17 protein-coding genes and 3 tRNA genes are annotated in these 19,612 nt (G+C 48.0%); 8 read left to right on the top strand and 12 right to left on the bottom strand.

Going from position 1 to position 19,612, the window contains the following annotated elements:
* Positions 1-56 precede the first annotated feature (56 nt).
* From H6F73_RS24335 to hemC, 6 genes are all read right to left on the bottom strand, one after another.
* Positions 57-1,043: a M23 family metallopeptidase gene (locus tag H6F73_RS24335; protein WP_190761346.1), complete on the bottom strand. Its 987-nt coding sequence runs from the start codon at positions 1,041-1,043 to the stop codon at positions 57-59.
* Positions 1,044-1,370: 327 nt separating this feature from the next.
* Positions 1,371-2,921 carry a bifunctional metallophosphatase/5'-nucleotidase gene (locus tag H6F73_RS24330; RefSeq protein WP_190761345.1) on the bottom strand — a complete coding sequence of 517 codons (1,551 nt, stop codon included), beginning with the start codon at positions 2,919-2,921 and terminating at the stop codon, positions 1,371-1,373.
* Positions 2,918-3,109: a hypothetical protein gene (locus H6F73_RS24325; RefSeq protein WP_190761344.1), complete on the bottom strand. Its 192-nt coding sequence runs from the start codon at positions 3,107-3,109 to the stop codon at positions 2,918-2,920. The genes H6F73_RS24330 and H6F73_RS24325 overlap by 4 nt, the downstream gene beginning before the upstream one ends.
* A gap of 3 nt (positions 3,110-3,112) precedes the next feature.
* Positions 3,113-4,546 (bottom strand): glycogen synthase GlgA, encoded by a 1,434-nt coding sequence (gene glgA / locus H6F73_RS24320; RefSeq protein WP_190761343.1) that lies wholly within the window; start codon positions 4,544-4,546, stop codon positions 3,113-3,115.
* 102 nt (positions 4,547-4,648) lie between these two features.
* A complete protein-coding gene (locus H6F73_RS24315; RefSeq protein WP_190761342.1) occupies positions 4,649-5,410 on the bottom strand; it encodes a glycosyl hydrolase 108 family protein in 762 nt (253 codons plus the stop codon).
* A gap of 220 nt (positions 5,411-5,630) precedes the next feature.
* Positions 5,631-6,608, bottom strand: a complete 978-nt coding sequence (hemC, locus tag H6F73_RS24310) for a hydroxymethylbilane synthase (protein WP_190761341.1) — start codon at positions 6,606-6,608, stop codon at positions 5,631-5,633.
* Between the two features lie 163 nt (positions 6,609-6,771).
* On the opposite strand from hemC, the gene H6F73_RS24305 reads away from it, so the two are divergent.
* Together H6F73_RS24305 and H6F73_RS24300 are read left to right on the top strand one after the other, a co-directional pair.
* A complete protein-coding gene (locus H6F73_RS24305; protein ID WP_190761603.1) occupies positions 6,772-7,614 on the top strand; it encodes a Uma2 family endonuclease in 843 nt (280 codons plus the stop codon).
* A 247-nt stretch (positions 7,615-7,861) separates the two neighbouring features.
* Positions 7,862-8,728 (top strand): lipid kinase, encoded by an 867-nt coding sequence (locus H6F73_RS24300; protein ID WP_190761340.1) that lies wholly within the window; start codon positions 7,862-7,864, stop codon positions 8,726-8,728.
* A gap of 19 nt (positions 8,729-8,747) precedes the next feature.
* Here the strand turns inward: H6F73_RS24300 and H6F73_RS24295 are convergent, their stop codons facing one another.
* A complete protein-coding gene (locus H6F73_RS24295; protein WP_242072641.1) occupies positions 8,748-10,217 on the bottom strand; it encodes a CHAT domain-containing protein in 1,470 nt (489 codons plus the stop codon).
* A 14-nt stretch (positions 10,218-10,231) separates the two neighbouring features.
* Positions 10,232-10,564 carry a hypothetical protein gene (locus tag H6F73_RS24290; protein WP_190761339.1) on the bottom strand — a complete coding sequence of 111 codons (333 nt, stop codon included), beginning with the start codon at positions 10,562-10,564 and terminating at the stop codon, positions 10,232-10,234.
* A 46-nt stretch (positions 10,565-10,610) separates the two neighbouring features.
* On the opposite strand from H6F73_RS24290, the gene H6F73_RS24285 reads away from it, so the two are divergent.
* Complete coding sequence (locus H6F73_RS24285) at positions 10,611-11,273, top strand: DUF3318 domain-containing protein (protein WP_190761338.1); 663 nt, start codon at positions 10,611-10,613, stop codon at positions 11,271-11,273.
* Positions 11,274-11,456: 183 nt separating this feature from the next.
* On the opposite strand, the gene H6F73_RS24280 is transcribed toward H6F73_RS24285, so the two are convergent.
* The 3 genes from H6F73_RS24280 to map form a co-directional block, all read right to left on the bottom strand.
* Positions 11,457-12,281 (bottom strand): 7-carboxy-7-deazaguanine synthase QueE, encoded by an 825-nt coding sequence (locus H6F73_RS24280; protein WP_190761337.1) that lies wholly within the window; start codon positions 12,279-12,281, stop codon positions 11,457-11,459.
* Positions 12,282-12,304: 23 nt separating this feature from the next.
* Positions 12,305-13,717 (bottom strand): amidase, encoded by a 1,413-nt coding sequence (locus tag H6F73_RS24275; RefSeq protein ID WP_190761336.1) that lies wholly within the window; start codon positions 13,715-13,717, stop codon positions 12,305-12,307.
* A 551-nt stretch (positions 13,718-14,268) separates the two neighbouring features.
* Positions 14,269-15,096 carry a type I methionyl aminopeptidase gene (gene map / locus H6F73_RS24270; protein WP_190761335.1) on the bottom strand — a complete coding sequence of 276 codons (828 nt, stop codon included), beginning with the start codon at positions 15,094-15,096 and terminating at the stop codon, positions 14,269-14,271.
* Between the two features lie 510 nt (positions 15,097-15,606).
* On the opposite strand from map, the gene H6F73_RS24265 reads away from it, so the two are divergent.
* The 3 genes from H6F73_RS24265 (at position 15,607) to H6F73_RS24255 (ending at position 17,087) form a co-directional block, all read left to right on the top strand.
* On the top strand, positions 15,607-16,734 hold the full coding sequence (locus H6F73_RS24265) for a hemolysin family protein (RefSeq protein WP_347239612.1): 1,128 nt from the start codon (positions 15,607-15,609) through the stop codon (positions 16,732-16,734).
* A gap of 140 nt (positions 16,735-16,874) precedes the next feature.
* Positions 16,875-16,959, top strand: a tRNA-Tyr gene (locus H6F73_RS24260).
* 56 nt (positions 16,960-17,015) lie between these two features.
* Positions 17,016-17,087, top strand: a tRNA-Thr gene (locus H6F73_RS24255).
* Between the two features lie 169 nt (positions 17,088-17,256).
* Here H6F73_RS24255 and H6F73_RS24250 read toward each other — a convergent pair.
* Positions 17,257-17,330, bottom strand: a tRNA-Arg gene (locus H6F73_RS24250).
* 384 nt (positions 17,331-17,714) lie between these two features.
* Here H6F73_RS24250 and H6F73_RS24245 point away from each other — a divergent pair.
* Both H6F73_RS24245 and H6F73_RS24240 read left to right on the top strand, forming a co-directional pair.
* Positions 17,715-18,389, top strand: a complete 675-nt coding sequence (locus H6F73_RS24245; protein ID WP_190761334.1) for an Npun_F0813 family protein — start codon at positions 17,715-17,717, stop codon at positions 18,387-18,389.
* Between the two features lie 146 nt (positions 18,390-18,535).
* On the top strand, positions 18,536-19,570 hold the full coding sequence (locus H6F73_RS24240; protein WP_190761333.1) for a hypothetical protein: 1,035 nt from the start codon (positions 18,536-18,538) through the stop codon (positions 19,568-19,570).
* Positions 19,571-19,612 lie beyond the last annotated feature (42 nt).

Raw genomic sequence — 19,612 nt, 5'->3', positions numbered from 1 at the left:
TTGTCACTTTGCCAACCGAGATTATTTTAAACCGGCCTATACTGTTTTTCCGAATCTCACTTGGTTGGAAAAGTGCTGTCATTTGACACCGAGACTGATTGCGACCCCGGCATTGATCCGATGTACTTTTGTGGATCTTCTGCTACCCAACCAAGTTGAGTCGAATAGCGAATTTCAAAATGCAAGTGCGCTTCCTTGACATCAGGACTGCCGGTGGAACCCACTGTACCTAGGGACTCTCCCTGGTTAACCTGCTGGCCGGCTTTTACGGAAATAGTGTCAAGGTGTGCATAGCGAGTTTGTTTGCCGCGCGGGTGATTCACAACGACTAAATTACCGTAATTTCCTTGTTCGCCGGCAAACGCGACGATGCCGGTGCCGGCTGCCAAAATTGGCGTTCCCACCTTTGCTTGCAAGTCTATTCCACTGTGGAATCCCACTTCACCGCGCAATGGCATCAGTTGCCAGCCATAGCGCAAAATCACAGGCGCTTCTTCTGACAAAGGATAGCCGGCAACTGCACCGGCATCGCGATCCGTTGTACTCGGCGCATTTTGTTCTGCTGGATCTTTTGGCGACCAATTCACTCCCGGCACAAACACCACTGGCGGTGCCGGTTGGCAGCCATTGACCTCGAAAAGCACGTCCGGACGCACATTATAGGCCGTTGCGATACTCTCCCACGTTTTGCCGGCAGGAACTTCTACACGAATGCCATTGTAAGGTGGAATCAAAATTTCACTTCCCACCGGCACCTCACCCTTTTGCAAAATTGGGTTCATCCCCATCAGTGTTGACTCAATGAGATTGTATTGACGCGCAATAGTTTCCAGCGTTTCGCCCGCAGCAATCGTGTGCCGTTTCACGCGAGACAGTGCCGGTGGTTGGCAGTTCGCGCTTTTCGTTTGCTGCGCGTTCACCTGAGTTTCTATAGTGCCAATTCCCAAGCACAGCAGGGTAATGAAAAAAGAGCGCAATTTTAGGTGTTTGCTTTGAGATTTTGGCTTAAAAGTTACCTGAGAGATTTTATGGAGTTTCAGCATTTTACAACTTCACTCAAAACTAATAATTTTCCAAAGGATACGTTTTGACAATCTAAAAGTTTTCGTGCCATTTTCAGGCACAAACCTTATCTTCAAGCTTTTACGCTGATAGATGGGATTCATTTGTCAACTTAGATATTAGATAAAATTGAAAGTTTTAATGTTCCTGAAAAATTTATATAACAATTGAGCAAATATTTACAAGGTTGCGTTTGCTCAGGTTTTCGCATATCTTCTCTAATTTTTGTCGCAATCCAAATTTATTATAATATTTATCTTTTCGGAAAGGAGAGGGGAAAGAAGCCACCTTTCTCCCGCTTTCCTCGCTTATCTGTGAACAACTGCCGGCAAGGCTAACGATTGCTTTGCTTGAGGCTGCAATTTAGAAGAAACCGAAGAATTTTGCCGTTTTAGCTCATCTATCAAAGCAAAACGCATATCGCGCTTTTTCTCAATCACTTGCACACCCGGTTGTTCTGGAGTTAAGAAATTTAAATTCTTTTCTTTGCCTTTAAGCAAGAAATCATTAATCGCCACAAGATAGCGCCGGCTGAGGTTGAGTGGTTCGCCGGCAATCAGCCAAGTGCGACTCTCTGGACTTAAACTCACATTAGCGGTTTGCAGATAGCCGCCGGTGCCTCGGTTAGCAATTCCTTGATCCAGCACCCGTTTAAGCACTTGACCTTCGATTGATACAGCCAAAACATTCCCACCAAAGGGCATAATCCGAATTACATCATATTCCGTCACCGGCCCAGGTGGAATCACATCATCAATCCGAATTGAACCCCCATTAAAAATAGCGAGATCCGCATTGGTTACTTCTCGCAACATTCCCATCGCAATTAATTCAGTTAGCAGAGTAGGCCGGTTGCGGACGCTTGCTTCCAAACCATCAAGCGTTACAGCCGTTGTCGTTATCTGTTTTTCCGGTGCAAAGCCATTCGCACGAAATCCTTGAAAACCTCGTTCTTGCCATTCTTGAACCACTTTTGCAGTTGCAGGATCTTCAGGGATATCAGTTGTCAGTGGCGTCAGGCGAGATTCAACTTTGATGCTGCGGGTTTTTGGATTGTAATGCAGATGATGAATGTAGACGGTGCGGACATTAGAATCTGCTTTAAATAAGGGGGTTAAATCACTGCCGCGCCACTGCTGAATGTTTTCATGTTCGTGTCCCCCCAGAACTAAATCAATTTCTGGGACAGATTCAGCCAGTTCTTGATCTCGCGCTAAATTTAGGTGAGTGACTGCGACGATAATATCAACACGACCTTTAAGCGCTTGCACCTGTTCTCTCGCTGTTTCAATCGGATCGCGGTAGCTAACATAATTGGGACGATTGCTGTCAATGGTAACGCCTATCAATCCAATTTTAACGACCGTTCCATCCTTACTTTTAACATTAATAATTTCAGATAACGGTACATCTGGAAAAGATTTGCCGGCCGCGTCAAAGACATTACTAGAAAACCATTTAAACTGAGATTCTTTAAGTCGCTGGTAGAATTGATCTTCTTTAAGGTCAAACTCGTGATTTCCAAAAGTTGCGTATTCTAACCCCATTGCATTCAGAACCGCCACCATTTGTTGGCCGGCAAGGGGTTCCCCATTAACTTTTGCGGTGCCAAGTGCGGAAGGACTGAAAAAATCGCCAGCGAGAATCGTGTAAGTGTGGGGATTCTGCGCTAAAAGACGCTTGCGAATAGTAGCGACACGAGCCAATCCCCCCATTTTTCCACCGGCAACCGGCGTAATTTCATAAACATCATTGAATTGCAACAACGTAATGTCAACGGGTTGGGCGAAAGCCGGCCTGATTAAAGCAATCGCCAATACCAGCAGCACCAGAATTAACACTTGCCATTTTCGTTTCATAGCCGGCATCTAAAAAAATAAAAATTGAGTAGATAGAGCGGAAGAGGGGTTCCTAGGGGCATTTCGCGTACCATTTTTGTTGGTACACCTAACGCCCCTATAGAGAGAGTGAGAGTGGGAGAAATACCCATACCTTTAGGTTGGCGCAGCCTTGCCCTATCCCCCATGCCCAATGCCCCATGCCCCATTCCCTATTTCGCCTTCGCCAATTTTGTCGCTGGCTGCGGATCTGCTGGTTCCTCTGGTTCCTCAGTGATGCCTAAAATTGAGTTGTACAATTTGACATACTCCTTGGCAGATTTAGTCCAGCTAAAGTCTTGTTGCATCCCCCGCTTTTGCAACTCCTGCCATTTGTCGTGGAAACGGTAGGCTTCAGAGGCACGAACCATCGAGGTATAAAGGTCTAGGGGTTCGTAGCGGTCGAAACAGTAGCCGGTGCCGGCATTAGTATTGGGTTCATGGTGAGAAACCGTATCCACTAAGCCGCCGGTGCGCCGCACGATAGGGACGCAACCGTAGCGCATAGCGAGCATTTGGCTAATGCCGCAAGGCTCAAACCGGCTTGGCATTAGGAAGGCATCGCAGCCGGCATAAATGCGCCGAGACAAGGCATCGTTATACAGCAAATAGGTGGCCATGCGACCGGGGAAACGGGAGGCAATCTGCCACATTTGGGTTTCGTAATAGCGATCGCCGGTGCCCAGCAAAATTAACTGGGAATCCGTATAAGCCATAAATCGATCAAGGATCTGCAAGATCAGATCGATTCCCTTTTGTTCCACCAACCGCGTCACAATCCCAATTAAGAAAGCACCCTTGTTGACTTCTAAGCCCACTTCTTCTTGCAGCGCAATTTTGTTTGCAATGCGGTTATCAAGGGTCTCAGTCGTGAATGTTTCGGGGAGATATCTGTCAGTGGCAGGGTTATAGCTTTCGGTATCGATCCCGTTAAGAATGCCGCTTAATTTACTGCTGATAAAAGATAGTAACCCTTCGATTTGTTCTCCATAAGCGGCTGTCTTAATCTGCTCAGCATAGGTGGGAGAGACGGTGTTAACGCGATCGGCAAACTGAACAGCAGCCGCCATCGTGTTGTGACCCTGCATATACCAAGGGCACCAGGTAATTTTATCTAAATACCAACGCCACGGCCCTTGATAGGCGAGGTTGTGAATCGTGAAGACAGTGCTGATATCAGGATCTTGGCTCATCCACACGGGGATCATGCCGGTGTGCCAGTCGTGGCAGTGAATAATCTGGGGCTTCCAATAGTTCCAGGCAAACTCAGCAGCTCCGTTGGCAAACAGGGTGAAGCGCCACTCTTCGTCATCGCCAGAGTAGATGCGGCGAGGTAAGAAGGAGGGATGGCCAAATAAGTACAGGGGGACATCGCTGCCGGGGAGAACGGTTTCGTAAACGGAAAAGCTCTGGAACATGGCATATCCTTGCCAGACAGGCTCTTTGGGAACCTTCATTTTGTCTGGCACGAAGCCATAGTAAGGCATGAAGATGCGGACATCATGCCCCATTTTTCGCAACACTTGCGGCAGAGCACCGACAACATCGCCCATGCCACCCACTTTTGCTATGGGAGCCGCTTCTGCGGCAACAAAAAGAATTCGCATTATTTCTTGGTGTTCCCTGATATGGTCAGTTTGTACCGTCATCATACCTGTGCGATAGCACAGCTGTACTCTATGCCGGCACTAACGCCTCTTTGAATTCTTTTATTGAGACTGTTTGAGCGTCACTACGACTTCTTCAAGCAGGTTGATGACTTGCGCTAGTTTTTCAACAATCTTGTCTTTCTTTTCCGAATTAACGCTTAACTGGGGACTCACAGACTCTTCCTTGCTCCCTTGCTCCTCTAAAGCAGGTGGGTTTGGCTGAGCGTTTGTCTGATTAACAGTGGGGTTGTTAGCCTCCGCAACTGCTACATCTGCGCCGGCAGAGGTTTCGTTGTTAAGCTGGCTAATTAAGCGCAGTAAGTCCTTATCCCGATTTAGCCATCCCTCTAAAAAGATTTTGTGGCTAGGGGTTGATTTGACTCGCTGCTGCCGATAGTCGAGCCGGCACTGACAGTAACGCTTGGCTGTTTCCAAGTTATTTGCTTGCTGCAGTGCTGCCATTGTTTTGGGGCCAAAATCGCCGTCCACCGGCACTCCGCCGAGTGCTTCTTGCAAAAATTCGGTACTGCCGGTGACGCCAAAATTTACGGCTGTATCGAAGTGGACAATCGCCAAAGGCAAACACATCAAGTCTGCTTTCCCTGGCTTCCAGTAAAGTTCAAGATAGGCTTCTTCGACTTCGGCTTCGGTAATTTTGCTAACTGTCTGTAGGGGTAAACTTTTGTTTTGGCGATAGGTGTCGTAGGTAGCTTGAGTAATTCCGCGATTCACCGCACCATTTACATCGTTGGGGGAATAACCTCCTTCCCATTTGAGGGTGAACTGAAGTGCTGTTTTAAACGCATCAATGGGTTTAGTCATATTTTCGGTTTTGAATTTAAAACCGCAGATCAATTGCCGGCAGGAATGCTTGCGCCACAATGTAAGCGATAAATGCTGTCGGGCATACGCCGATATTTGTGGAGTTCTAAAAATATCTGCTACCGACTGTATTTACCTGCGGTTTTTATAGTTTTGAGCTACTGGTGAGATTCAACCGATTGTAATTCTCACCAGGAATTCTCAACCTAAAATCTTGGATCTAATGTTTTTGCTCCCGTTGAATTTGGGCAAAGATTTCTGCCAAGATTTCTTGTGCGCCTTGTTCCCGCAATTTGTGGGCAAGTTCGATGCCAAGTTGTTCGGCGTTTTCAGCAGGGCCGGTGATGGTATCTTTGACCAATTGCTTGCCGTCGAGGCTGGCTACCATGCCGGTTAAGGTCAGTTGATCCCCTTCAATTGTGGTATTTACGCCGATAGGAACTTGACAACCACCTTCAAGTGTGCGTAGCAGAGCGCGCTCCGCATAGCAGCGCTGGGCGGTGGGGGTATGTTCGAGGACTTTAAGAAGATTTAAAATTTCCGTGTCACCGGCACGACATTCGATGCCGAGTGCGCCCTGCCCGACGGCGTGGAGGGAAATTTCAGCCGGGATAACTTGGTGGATGCGATCACTCATTCCCAGCCGGTGTAGGCCGGCAACCGCTAAGATAATCGCGTCATACCCGCCCTCATCCAGTTTCGCCAGTCGGGTATTGAGGTTACCCCGAATATCTTTAAATTCCAAATGGGGATAGTGGTGGCGCAGTTGAGCAAGGCGTCGCAAAGAGGAGGTGCCAATCACTGCACCTGCCGGCAATGTTTCCAGTTGCTTGTCTTTGTGCTTTTCATGCACCACCAAGGCGTCTGCTGGGTTTTCCCTTTCGCTAACGCATCCGAGGATTAAGCCTTCCGGTAAGTTGGTGGGCAAATCTTTGAGGGAATGCACGGCTAAATCCGTCTCATGGTTGAGCATTCCGACTTCGAGTTCTTTGGTAAAAAGTCCTTTATCACCAATTTTGGCCAGGGCGACATCCAGAATTTTGTCACCTTGAGTGGACATGGTGTGGACTTCAAAGGTGCAATCTGGGTAGTGTTTCTGGAGTTGTTCTTGCACCCAGTAAGTTTGGACAAGGGCGAGTTGACTTTTGCGGGAACCGATGCGAACTGTACGAGTAGGGGCAGATACGATTGGGGACATAGAACGATCGCGTCAAATGAGCGAATTAAAGTCACTTTATCTAGGCTACCGCAGTGCGTGACTCCTAAATACCTTGAGGCGAATTTGGGCGATAAAGTAGAAATGGCACCGGCATGGGATGTCCCGACATAAACTTTCTCCCACAGTGGAAGTGAGGCTTGTTATGTTTCGAGTCAAGTATCCGGTTGAGCAAAGCGATCCGCCCCTTTCTCCAAGGGAAACGCTGCCCACGATGTACGATCTGCCCAGCGAGAACCCGGAGGAACCTGGTTTGCCTGACGAATTTCACGATTTACAACCGGAACTGCTGCGGCGCACTTTCTGCCCTCGCCCTTATTTTCCGGATCTGCTATTTGCCGGCAGCGACATAAATCTTTACTATGATGTGCGTCATCAAAATAGGTATAAACGCCCAGATTGGTTTGGAGTCGTAGGTGTGCCGAGGCTCTACGATGGGCATGATCTACGCATGAGTTATGTGATTTGGCAAGAAGGAGTCAGTCCCTTTGTCGTGGTGGAATTACTATCACCAGGAACAGAAAAGGAAGACTTGGGAGAAACTGAGCGGGGTGCTAACCAACCGCCTGGGAAGTGGGAGGTTTACGAGCGAATTTTGCGGATTCCTTATTATGTGGTGTTTAATCGCTACAACGACCAGTTACGCGCTTTTAGTTTACAAGCCGGTAGCTATCAGGAATTAGAGCTAAGTGAGCCGAAAATTTGGATGCCTGATATTGACTTAGGTTTAGGCTTATGGCAGGGAGTTTATGAAGGTTTAGATCGCTTGTGGTTACGTTGGTACGACGCTGAAGGAAATTGGATTTTGACTGAAGAGGAAGCAGCACAGCGACAGGCTGAGGCGGCACAGCAACAGGCTGAGGCGGCACAGCGACAAGCTGAGGCGGCACAACAGCAGTTAGAAATAGAACGACAACGTGCGGAAGAAGCCGAAAGACGCGCTGAGGAATTAGCGCAAAGATTGCGTGATTTAGGAATAGAATTGTAGTCGATGGACACTGGGCGCGAAATTGATTTTTGAATCTAGCTGTGAGGCAGATATTCTTAAAATTATGAAGTGTCCAGATTTCATTTTCTGTTAATGAAGCCGGCTTTTTATAACAGAAGGGCAATAAAGAGTTTTGCGGAAATAAGGGAGTAAAGTTCTTGACTGCTCAACTTCCCTATGACAACCGGCACATTTAGCCAGACAATAAAGAAAATAATCTTGCTGGATTGGTTATCCATGAGGCCGAATGAGTCAACGCGCACTGCTGCTAGTTAATCCTAACGCTCGCCTGGGACAAGAAGGCCGGCTGCAAGCTATTCAACTATTGCAAGAATTAGGGCTGGAACTGATAGAGAAGCCGGCTGAAAACCCAAAAGCATTACCCGATCTGATCCGCCAACACCGGCAACAAATCGATTGTGTGATAGTTGGTAGTGGTGACGGCACGATCAACGCCGCCTTGGATGGTTTGGTAGACACCGGCTTGCCTTTAGGAATCTTGCCATTAGGCACTGCGAATAATCTAGCCCGTAACTTAGGAATTCCCCAGTCCCTACCGGCAGCTTGTAAAATTATTGCCCAAGGAAAACTCCGCACGATAGACATCGGCAGCATCAATGGCAAATACTTTCTCAATGTTGCCGGCATAGGGTTGAGTGCTGAAATTAATAAGCGAGTGTCAAAAGAATTTAAGCGACGTTGGGGATCAATCGCCTACGCTGCCACCGCTTTACAAGTTCTCTGGCAAAGCCGGCCTTTTTGGGCAGATATTCATGGGAATAACGAGTATATTCGTGTTCAAACCGTTCAAATTACTGTCTGTAACGGTCGTTATTATGGCAGTGGCTTGAGTGTATCTGAAAATGCAAGGATTGATGATCAAAGGCTGGATCTCTATTGCGTAGAAATTCAGCATTGGTGGGACATAATTCCCCTATTACCGGCGATTATTAAGGGCAAACCGGGTCGTGGTGTGCGGACATTACAAGCCCAAACTATCGAGATTCAAACGCGCCGGTCTCACTTAATTGATGCGGATGGCGAATTGAGTGGCGAAACTCCTGCTCAATTTCAAATTATTCCACAAGCACTATCTGTTTTTGTGCCTGAATAAACACGGCAGAAATCAAAGCTTACCAAGGGCTGCCAATCATCATAAAAGCTCCCCAATAGAAAGGATGGGATAAATTTTGAGTCTCAAGAGCTTTCAATTCTGCCGGCAGAGGTAAACTCCAGGTAGATCCCTGTAGCTTGCCATTTTCTACGCGGACTTTCCCTTGAATCATCGCAATTTGAGCTTCCCGAAGCGCCTCGGCTTTAAAAGGTGCTGTTTGCAGATGTTGATAAAACTCACTCATCAGCGCTAAAGTGCCGGTATCGCTAACATACCACAGACTTGCCAAAGCTGATTTAACGCCACTTTGAACGGCTAAACCCCCAAAACTTAACTCGGCTTTATCATCCCCAAAAGCAGTTTTGCAAGCACTTAGCACTAGCAGATTCACAGGGGGGTTCTTCCAACCTAGTCCGTTCATTTTATCGAGGGTTAACTTACTATCCCAAAACTGAATAAACGAGTTACTGGGTTGCCCTGGCTTGAACTCTGCATGAGTGGCGAGATGAACAATTAAAAATGGCTGCTGCCGGCGTTGAGATTGTAAATTTTTTAGTGTGAATGCTTGGTTTAAAAAAGATTGACCATTCCCCACTTGCTCTGTAATATTAGACAATTCCACCGGCACAGCCGGCAACGGAGTGAGGTCTTGGAATTCTGAAGCCCCCATTGCCAGAACTTGTGAATTTTGAATATTTACATAAGCTGGATCTATCAATTTGAAAGCAGGAATTCGTGTGAAGCTGTACTTTTCCACTAAAAACTGTTTTCCATCGTGCAACGCTCCGTAAGGAATCGCGCTTAAGTGTTTCCCCAAGCATAATAGTAGGGTATCTATTCCTTGACTTTCTAACTCTGACTCTAAAGGCGCAATCATCCACTCATAGAGTTGCTGAGCTGCCGGTAAATAAGAACTCGTGAGCGTTTCTGTTGGATTTGCTGTGGTATTACGAAACTCTTTAACGACCTTCAGCAGTGCTTCTTGATTGGCTTCTGGCAAGCTTTTACGAATTAATTTGCCGTGGGGAGTGACTAGCAACAGTTCTAGCCGATCTCGCGTAGAAGTGATATAAATTAGAGCCGGCTTTATTTGGGCTTGCTTTTCAACTTCTGACAAAACACCGGCTATCTTATCCGCTGTCATCACCTCATCAGAGAAATTAATTCCCCAATAACCTTCATAAACATCTTCCCAGTGTTTTTCTAGTTGCTGCACTGTATCAGCTAAATTCATGACCTTAAAGAGTATCGCCAAGTTATTGCTCCAACTAATCTCAATTCCTGAGAAACTTTTCTTTGGAGTAATAATTGGGTCGGCGCTACCGGCAGCCAAGACAGAGGATTTTGCCGGCACTAAATAAGGAAAAAGCAATAAAACAAAAGTCAACAACAAAAAATATTTACTCACACCCTTTGCCTTGGGACGATTGCCTTCTTCAGCGCCTTTTGCCTTGATTAATTGGCTAATAAATCTCGCTGGTAATTTCATGGCTCTCACTCAGGCTAAACTAGCTTAATTGATTCAGAGTTCTGTGGCTGTAGTTTAACAAGGTATTCGTCCAATTGCCGGCAAATCGCAAATTTCCAGTCAATCGCTGCGATCTGGCTCAACAGTCTTTGTTTCAACTGCAACAAAAGCCTCGTTGAACACTGCAAGCCGGTTGGCAGCGCCTCCCTCACAGATAAGCCCAGCACAGAGGTAAGATTTTTATTAAGGAAAGGCGCAAATCCCCGGCAGAGGTAAAACGAGTGCCGGATACTTATCTGTACAGTGACAAGCGGCAAGCACTCGCCTTTGCCGGCAATAATATTCGGTGAAGTTTTACAATACTTCAAAGGACAAGGCTTGTTTTCTGTTTGAAACCTCCTAGGGCTGGATTCTATGACATCTTATGCAACCTCCACGGCTAAAGCCGAAATGAATGAACTCCGGCGCTTGAAAGGCTTACTGCCGCCGGAATTGCAAAGTTGGGTCATGGTAGAGAAAACTACTGAGATCAATCCCCCTCTGCTGCGATCCGAAGAAATTGGCAAAGATCAGGTGGAGATTCAGATTGACCTCATTCGCTGGGAACAACTGGCCCTCGATCAGCGAAATTTGTTGTTTTGGCATGAAGTGGCCAGAATTCAAAATGACACCATTCCCAAAGAGGGATGGGAAATGGCAGCGCTTGCTATTGGCATGGGGGGTGCTGTGGGCGAACTCTGGGTTCAAGATGGGTTGCTGCTGCTGTTAGCTTTGGCCCTATGTGGGGTAGCCGGCTACCGGCTTTATCAAAAAAATAATGGCGATAAGCAACTCACTGAAGCAATTGACGCTGATGAAAAAGCCATCGCACTCGCCACTCGCTTCGGTTATTCCCTCCCTAACGCTTACAAAAGCTTAGGCAGCGCTTTAAAAGCCTTGATCGAGCAAACCCCTAAAAAGCGGGTACGCTCTAAATACGAAGCGCGGTTACAAGCTCTCAAACGCAGCGCCAACAAAGCCAAAACCAAAGCCAAATCTGGCCGCGAACCCAACATACAATCCGAGAGTATTTATTAAGAGTGCTGGGTGCTGAGTGCTGAGTGCTTAGTAAAAGAGGGGGAGAGTGAGGGAGTGGGAGTGGGGGAGAGCATTCTCTATTATTTATTAACCATTCCCTATGCCCTATGCCCCATGCCCCATGCCCCATGCCCCATGCCCCATTCTCCAACGCCTCCCAAATCATCTAAGGTTCTAATAAAATTACAATTGCCCCAGCATTTTATGTGTTTGCGGCACAACGCGGACGTGCTTGAGCCGGCACTTCATCAATGCCTGCCATTCCAGCACTTGTTCTGGGGAAGGCGGCGAGAATAAAGCCATGCTTTTGCCTTGATCTTTCCCTAGCGCAGTCACCGGCTGCAAAAATACCGGCACTTCAGGATTCACCCCGGCCACTAACTCAGCCGTCTTTTCTAACTCGGCTGGGTCAGTTTGATGGGAAATAATTATCTTGACAAATATTTCAACTTGTGAATCATGACATAGTTGGAGAAACTCTGCGTGAGCCGGCCAGTGAGATTCCCCACTAACGCTGGGCAGCTTGATGTCCATGCCCACTAAATCCACATCGGGCAAAATCATTGCTAATTGTTCTGGATGGTGCCCCCCCGTTTCCAGATAAATCGGTAAGCCGGTTGCAGCCCGCACTTGGGGCAAAAATTCTACCAAAAAAGGGGCGTGAAGCAACGGTTCCCCGCCGGTAATGCTGATGCTGTCGTGTAGCCTCGGTTGATTTTGCCGGCTCACCCATTCCAGCAAAGTCGCCATCTCTACTGGATTTGAATAAGTTTCAAAGTCACGCAGGCCGGCAGTTCGCTCAATCTGACAGGTTGCCGGTGCGTGCCAAGTATGGGCGCTATCGCAAAACCGGCAGCGCAGATCGCAAATCGCAAAGCGAATAAAAAGTTGGCGAGTGCCCACATTTAACCCCTCCCCTTGGATTGCGGAAAAGACTTCAATCAGCCTTGCAGTCGGGGCATTAGAGGAGGGGGAGAGGGGGGGAAGGGGAGAAGGGGAGAGGGACATGGGGCTAGTTAAAGACTCAGGACTTAGGATTGCTGGCCAAAAGCAGGCCGGTGTTCGCGCCAAGGTTTCGCGGCTTCAATTTGAGCGGCTAGGGCTAGGATAGTGGTTTCTGCTGCCGGCCTACCGATGAGTTGGACACCCACCGGCATCCCTACACTATCGAAACCGGCAGGGATGGCAATCGCCGGCTGTCCCGTCGCATTGAAGGCTGGACAGGGCGCAACCCATTGAATCACCTTGTGCATGGTTTCTTCTGGTGTTAGGTTGGCCCATTCGCCGACGCGGATGGTGGGATACATATAAACCGGCAGCACCAAAACGTCAAAGTTCTCAAAAAATCCGACAATTCGCCGGGAAATGATTTGCATTTGCGCCACAGCCCGCAGATACTGGCCGGCAGGATAGCTATGTTCTAGTAGCCAGCGATTCATCGGTTCTAACAATTCCGGGGGAACCCCAGATGCACCCACACCAGCTTGCCAAACCACTGTAAACGGCTCAATTAAGCCGTCGAAATCCGGGCATCCCTCGCTGACACTGTGACCCATTTCTTCGAGCAATTGGACAGTATCTAACACAGCTTTCGCACAGATAGGCGCAGTATCCCCCACAGGCGCAAGCGTTGTAGAAAAAGCAATTCGCAAGGAATCCAGCCGGTCTTGGGTGGCTGCTAAAAACGAGGTTTCTGGCTTTGGCAACCAGTAGGGATCGCCGGTAACGTAGCCTGAAACGACATCGAGGAAGGCGGCAGCATCGGCAACCGTGCGGGTTAAAGGGCCACTCGTGGCAATCCCACTTTGATAATCACCCACCGGCGCACTGGATATCCGTCCTCGTGAGGGTTTTAGCCCGACGATCCCGCAGCACTGGGCAGGGCCACGAATAGAACCTCCGCCATCAGAACCTTGGGCGATCGGGGACAAACCGGCTGCTACGGCTGCGGCTGCACCCCCGCTAGAACCGCCTGGGGTGTAATCTAGGTTCCAAGGGTTACGGGCTGGGGGAAAGCCTTGGGGTTCTGTATAGGGCATCGTTCCTAACTGGGCTGTAGCGGTTTTGCCTAGAATCGTAAAGCCGGCCTGCTTAATCTTTGTTACGACGTTGTCATCATGGGCGGCTACCTGACTCCGCAGTGCTGCTGTGCCGTAGCTACAAGGGACGCCGGCAACAGAGTTGAGGTCTTTAACGGAAATGGGAACGCCAAAGAAGGCCGGCAGTTCTGAGGAGTCACCGGATTTGGCGAGATATTCTGTTTTAATTTTGGCATCAGCAAGGGCGAGGTCTGCACTGACGGTGAAGTAGCTGCCCAGTTGACTGTCGAGCCGTTCTATGCGTTTTAGGTAAAGTTCGACTAATTCTACCGGCGACACTTGTTTACTGCGGATTAGCTGGGCTTGTTCGAGTGCCGGTGTAAAAGCTAATTCTTCTTGATTCATAATTATTTCTTTATATTTGTAACTTCCTAATAGGGGCTATGGGCGTGAATACTGAAATCCTACCTTGCTTGAGTAATTTTTTCATCCTAGGGTGCCGGTTAAATCTAGGCTAGCCGGTTGTTTAACTACACGATGATTGTGCCGGCGATTAAACACTTTCGTTAAATTTTCTTTTTTTTTGTGAGTCTGAAGGTTTTCAGTTGTTCAATACTCATGAATTAAGTTATTTCGCATTCTTGCTATAATTTTTCAGGGTATTTTGGTTATATTTTTCACAGCCTCTCCCATAATTTACAAGGTTATCGTTAACACAAATATTTTTTTGATGACTTTAAAACGACTCCAAAATTATTCCAGCTATAAAATTTTTTAAATCTAGAATTTCCTTATTTTATTTTTCTAGAAATATGGGGTTTTATTGAGTCAGGAGTGCTTTAATTTCTTCTAACGGTTTATCCTGCAATTCGCTTATTTAAAAAAAACAAAAGACGTTGTCGGCAACGTCTCTAATGCTTATTTTATTTGAGAAAACGCAGGTAAAGCGCGACTGATTAAACCTTCGTTCGATCTGTCAAAATCTCATAACCGTCCTCAGTCACCAGTACCGTATGCTCGAATTGAGCGGATAGGGCATTATCTACGGTGACTGCCGTCCATTTATCACTTAAAATTTTAGTGAATCGAGAACCGGCATTTAAAATAGGTTCAATGGCTAATGTCATGCCGGCGCGAAGCTTGACATTCGGCATCTCGCGGGTACGGAAATTGAACACCGAAGGTTCTTCATGCAAATTTCGTCCCACACCATGCCCGGTGAAATCTTCCACCACACAAAAGTTATTTGCCTTCACATGGTCTTCAATGGCACCGGCAATGTCAAGCAAGTAGTTGCCGGCTTTCACTTGTTCAATGCCTTTGTAAAGCGCTTCCTCAGCCACCCGAATTAACTTAGCCGCAGCCGGGGTTACTTCAACAACGCCGATTGTGATGCAGGAATCTCCATGAAAGCCTTCATAATAAGCGCCGGTGTCTACTTTCAACACATCGCCGGCACGAATTACCTTTTTTCGGCTAGGAATTCCATGCACCACTTCATTATTAATACTTGAGCAAATCGAGGCGGGAAATCCGTGATAGCCTTTAAAACTAGGAGTCGCGCCCATTTCACGAATCCGCTTTTCCGCGTGAGCATCCAAATCAGCCGTCGTCATTCCAGGCTCAACCATCTCAGAAATTTCTTTGAGTACGGTTGCCACAATCTTCGCCGCCTGCCGCATAATTTCAATTTCGCGCTGCGACTTAATCTCAACGCCACGGCGCTGCTTTTTCACACGGGGAGGCTGGGAGGATTGGGAAAGAAGATTGCCAAGAATGTTCATATTACCGATAGGTGGCTAGGGGTGAGGGTTCAACCGAACTCAGGAATTGTCATCCCAACACTGAAGGGATGAGGCGCAGCAGCTCGATACCGAATTGATTGGCAACGATTGCCGCAGACTTGCCAAGCAATTTAGCTGCTTAAACCAATGAATGCAGTAGTCTTTAAACTAAGTTAACAGATCCAGGTGACTTCCTCCCTGTATCCAGCTATCGGCAGCCAGAAATGCCACCGGCTCATTTTGTTGTTACGATAATTTATCGCTTGCCGGCGCAAACAATGCTATAATTATGAGCTAAACATTGTTAAAATCCGCCACCCCCAGTATTTTGAATCTCTATGAGGGATTTAAATAGCATTGGAACTAGCCGTGGTGGCATTCAGACAATCTTTTCCCCTATTAAGCTTTGTTCATAACACTCAACCTATCTGAATTAAAGCCAAAGGATATGCTTTCACAACCTGTGCGAAGCAGACGCAGGCAGCAGCAGCCGCGCTACCCGGAGGTTTGGTGATTTCTCAACCGATTCAGTCATACATTGTAGCCGTTGCTGAGATTGGCCCTGTCTTGGGAAGTGTTTGGCTCGACATTGCCATACTGGTATTGATGCTGGTGCTTTCGGCCCTTTTCTCAGGTTCTGAAACGGCTATTACAGCCCTTGACAACCTCAAACTCAGAGCGCTGATTCAAGAGGAAGGAGATCCTAAGCGGCTGTTTCGGCTGGTGCTAGAAAAGCGGGGCCGGTTTATCACCACGCTTTTGGTGGGCAATAATCTCGTCAATAATTTTTCTGCAGTTCTCACCAGTAATCTATTTGCTCTGTGGCTAGGCAATGCCGGCTTGGGAATTGCCACTGCGGTTGTGACATTTCTCGTGCTGATCTTTGGCGAAGTTACGCCCAAATCCCTGGCTATCAACAATGTGATGCCGATCTTCAGGATCGTCGTTCGCCCCATTTACTGGCTTTCGATTATTCTTGGCCCGCTGATTTATCTATTTGAAAGCATTGTTCAGGTCGTCATCCGTTTGTTTCAAGGGGGAGCGGTGCCGCAAAGAGAGTCTTTGCAAGACTTGCAGCTCATGATTGAGATTTTGGGCGGTCAGGGACAGCTAGATCTGCACCAACACCAGTTGTTGAATAAAGCATTAATGCTCGACCGGCTGAGTGCGCGTGAGCTTGTTAAACCTCGGATTGAGATGCGAACCATTTCCCACGAGGCGACCTTGCAGGATTTGGTGGATTTATGCTTAGAAACTGGCTTTTCTCGCATTCCAGTGCAAGAGGAGTCAAAGGATCAAATTGTGGGCATTGTTCACCTCAAGCGGGCGCTGCAGCATCTAACCGCTTTGCAAAAAGAAGGCGCTGGCAACGGGCGCGTGACAGAGACAATGGACCCGCCGGTTTATGTTCCAGAAACGAAGCGTGTGGCTGATTTGCTCAAGGAGATGTTGCAACAGCGCTTGCATATTGCGATTGTGGTCGATGAATATGGGGGCACCGTAGGGTTGCTGACCCTTGAAGATATTCTCGAAGAACTTGTCGGCGAAATTTACGATGAAAGTGATTTTCCGGTGTGGGCGCGTCTAGCGAGAAAGGCCGGTAGCGCCGGCGCTCCATCCCTATTTGGCCGGGGGTAGGTGTAGATATCCTTTGCCTACCACCGATGAGTGAACCGCAAAGCTCCCGCAGCCTGGATTTCACCAAATCGAATTTAATTTCAAAAAAAAGCTTGGTATTTCTGAATTGTTGTGCTAGGATTAGTTTCCGTGGGTAGAGAGGGTCGGTGCCCGAGCGGTTAATGGGGGCGGACTGTAAATCCGCTGGCTACGCCTACGCTGGTTCAAATCCAGCCCGGCCCACCACGAAAATTGTAGATTTTAGATTTTCGATGATTCATCAAAAATCCAAAATCATCTCTGCCCGTGTAGCTCAGTGGTAGAGCACACCCTTGGTAAGGGTGAGGTCATGAGTTCAATCCTCATCACGGGCTTTTAAATAAAAGAATGAATAAGGGTTCTGGAGGTTAACAGCCATCAGAACCCTTAAATTATTGTAAATGTGGGTATCTGGACGATTGATAGCGCTCAGCCGCGAGTTTTGCCGCCGCCAACCGGGAAAGACAAAACTTAAGCCTTTTTTTAGATTAACAATCGTTTAAGCCCCCCAGGTAGGACTTGAACCTACGACTCTCGGTTTAGAAAACCGATGCTCTATCCGGCTGAGCTACTGGAGGAAAGTTGTACGGGTGTGCCGGCAGAGCCGAATACCACCACCCCAAGGACTGACTGATAAGAGCCTCAGACCATCTAGTATGATAAGGCAATTAGCTCTGTTTAAGCTATGAGCTTAGGGTATCAAAATTGTATCTGGGCTAGCCGGCTAGAAGCAAGCTAACAAGACACACTTGACCCTTGGACTGTGAAGTGCAACTCGCTTTAGGATAAATGTACACTAAAAACCAGATAATAAAGCATGGATTAAGATAGGGTGTTAATCAACGCGAAGGCGACTCGGCTAACTCCCTAATCTGGCATTCTGCAAATCGAGACCGTCGCTGAGTGATGATCGTGTACTCTCACAGCACCCCCGGCTCTGACAGGACTTAATTGGCATTGTCATGTTTATTCTGAAACGGCAGGATGTTGATATCTCTAGTATTCAGCACCCCAAAACGGGCCAGCAGGTTCCCATTCTCAATTATCAGGGGCAGACCTTTCGCTTAATCAGCGTGTTCAGCGCCAAGCAAGAGGAAGAAGCCAAAGCTTTCTGGCGGGATCTGACAGATAACCGTGGGAAAGCGTGCGTGCTGCTCGAAGAGCCAGATCGATACAGTGTCTGGGGCAAAATCCGCATCGATCAACTGAATGAAGAAGGCGGCGGCGGCACCAGTGTGGCAGTCGCTCCATTTTTTATTCAAGCGTGCCTGTTACTATTGCAGGCAATTTACTTTGACGTAGAAGACTTGCTTGGGCCAAGACAAGCCGGCTCATTCCAGAAAGACATCTCGGATGTGTTTCGACAGTGGAAATTTCCCCAAACAGACTCGGCAGATGCAATCAATCAACTGCTGACTCAAGATCCCCTAGAGAGTACCCAGATGCCCTCCTGGCAGGAGCATCACCTCAATACCCTAATGCAAGAATTGCATCGCTTGGGCAAAGGGTACTTCGGTAACGCTAGCTTTACAGAGCGAGCGATTGACGCGCTTCAAGATATGCCCGACAGCGAGCGCAAGCAGTTTATCAGTTGGTTAAACCAATCGCGCCTCGGCCAGTTGTGGGCGACAGGTTAAAGAATGGTTTACAATTTCGCCGCAGCCCACCGAGATATGCGACGCTGGATGACAGACGGGAGTTGAGATGCTGATTTATAAGCCGGTCAATTCGCATCTACCCAGTTTTAGCAACAAAATTGCTAGTTAGACCTCTTGAGACCCCTATGAGCAGCACATCAGAAAAATCATCGACTTCTCAATCCTTCCTATCAGCCCAGACGATCGTCATGGCGGGGATTGTCTGGGCTGTTTTATCACTGTTGTTTTTTCTACTGTTTAGCGTTCCCGCCAAGGGCGAAGATCTGCCGTTTTGGTATGTCATTGGGACTTACGTTTTTGAACTGGGCGCACAACTGGCGGCAGCTTTACTGTGTTTGAGAAATTGGCGCAGCCCTCAAATTGTCAGCGGGCGGAATGTCTGGCTGGGGATTGGTTTGGGCGTGCTGTCATACTTGATCGGGAACTTGCTGTTTGGCTGCTGGGAAGTGGTGTGGGGTCTTGATCCCGATGTGTCCCTAGGGGATGTGTTTTATATCGCCGCCTACTTTTTGCTGGCGTGGGGGATGATTTTAGCCGTGATCTCCAGGCGGCTCAATTTGGAAATTTGGCAGTGGGCGGTGCTAGCGGCAATTGCGGCGGGTGGGATTGCTTTGGCTGTATGGGTAGCTACCCCCGCCAACAAACTAACACCGGCAGCGATCAATCCGGCGGCAACTGAGCAGGTGGCCACATCCGTTGCCCCGACGGCAAAAGCACCCAAAGCGCCGGCAATCAAGCCGACTGCTAAACCTGCGGACAAAACCCCCGCCATCACCGAAGATGAAGCAGAGGAAGAAACTGCCGCGCCGGCATGGGTTCAAGCACTCGACAAGCAACTCGAACCCTTTGCCTATCCGGTGAATTTGTTTTACATCATTGGCGATGTCTTCCTGCTAATTATTGCCACAGCCCTGCTGCTAGCCTTCTGGGGCGGTCGCTTTTCTAATTCTTGGCGAATGATCGCTGCCGCTACTTTTTCGCTCTACATTGCGGATATGTGGTTTAAATACGCCGAGACTCGGATTCAAGGCGAGTACCAAAGCGGCAGCCTTCTAGAAGTATTTTTTGTGTTCATGGGCGTCTTGTTTGGCATTGGTGCTGTTTTGGAACATGACATCTCCACCCGCACTCGCCGGCCTGGACGCAAACAGCGCGGATAGTCATTTGTCAGCAGGTAAGGGCGGGTGCGTGCCGATTAATCT

This window comes from Microcoleus sp. FACHB-68, from assembly GCF_014695715.1.
In the GTDB taxonomy this organism is placed as follows: Bacteria; Cyanobacteriota; Cyanobacteriia; order Cyanobacteriales; family Oscillatoriaceae; genus FACHB-68.
Note: the sequence above shows the minus strand (reverse complement) of the source record. Positions and strands in the feature narration are given on the sequence as shown.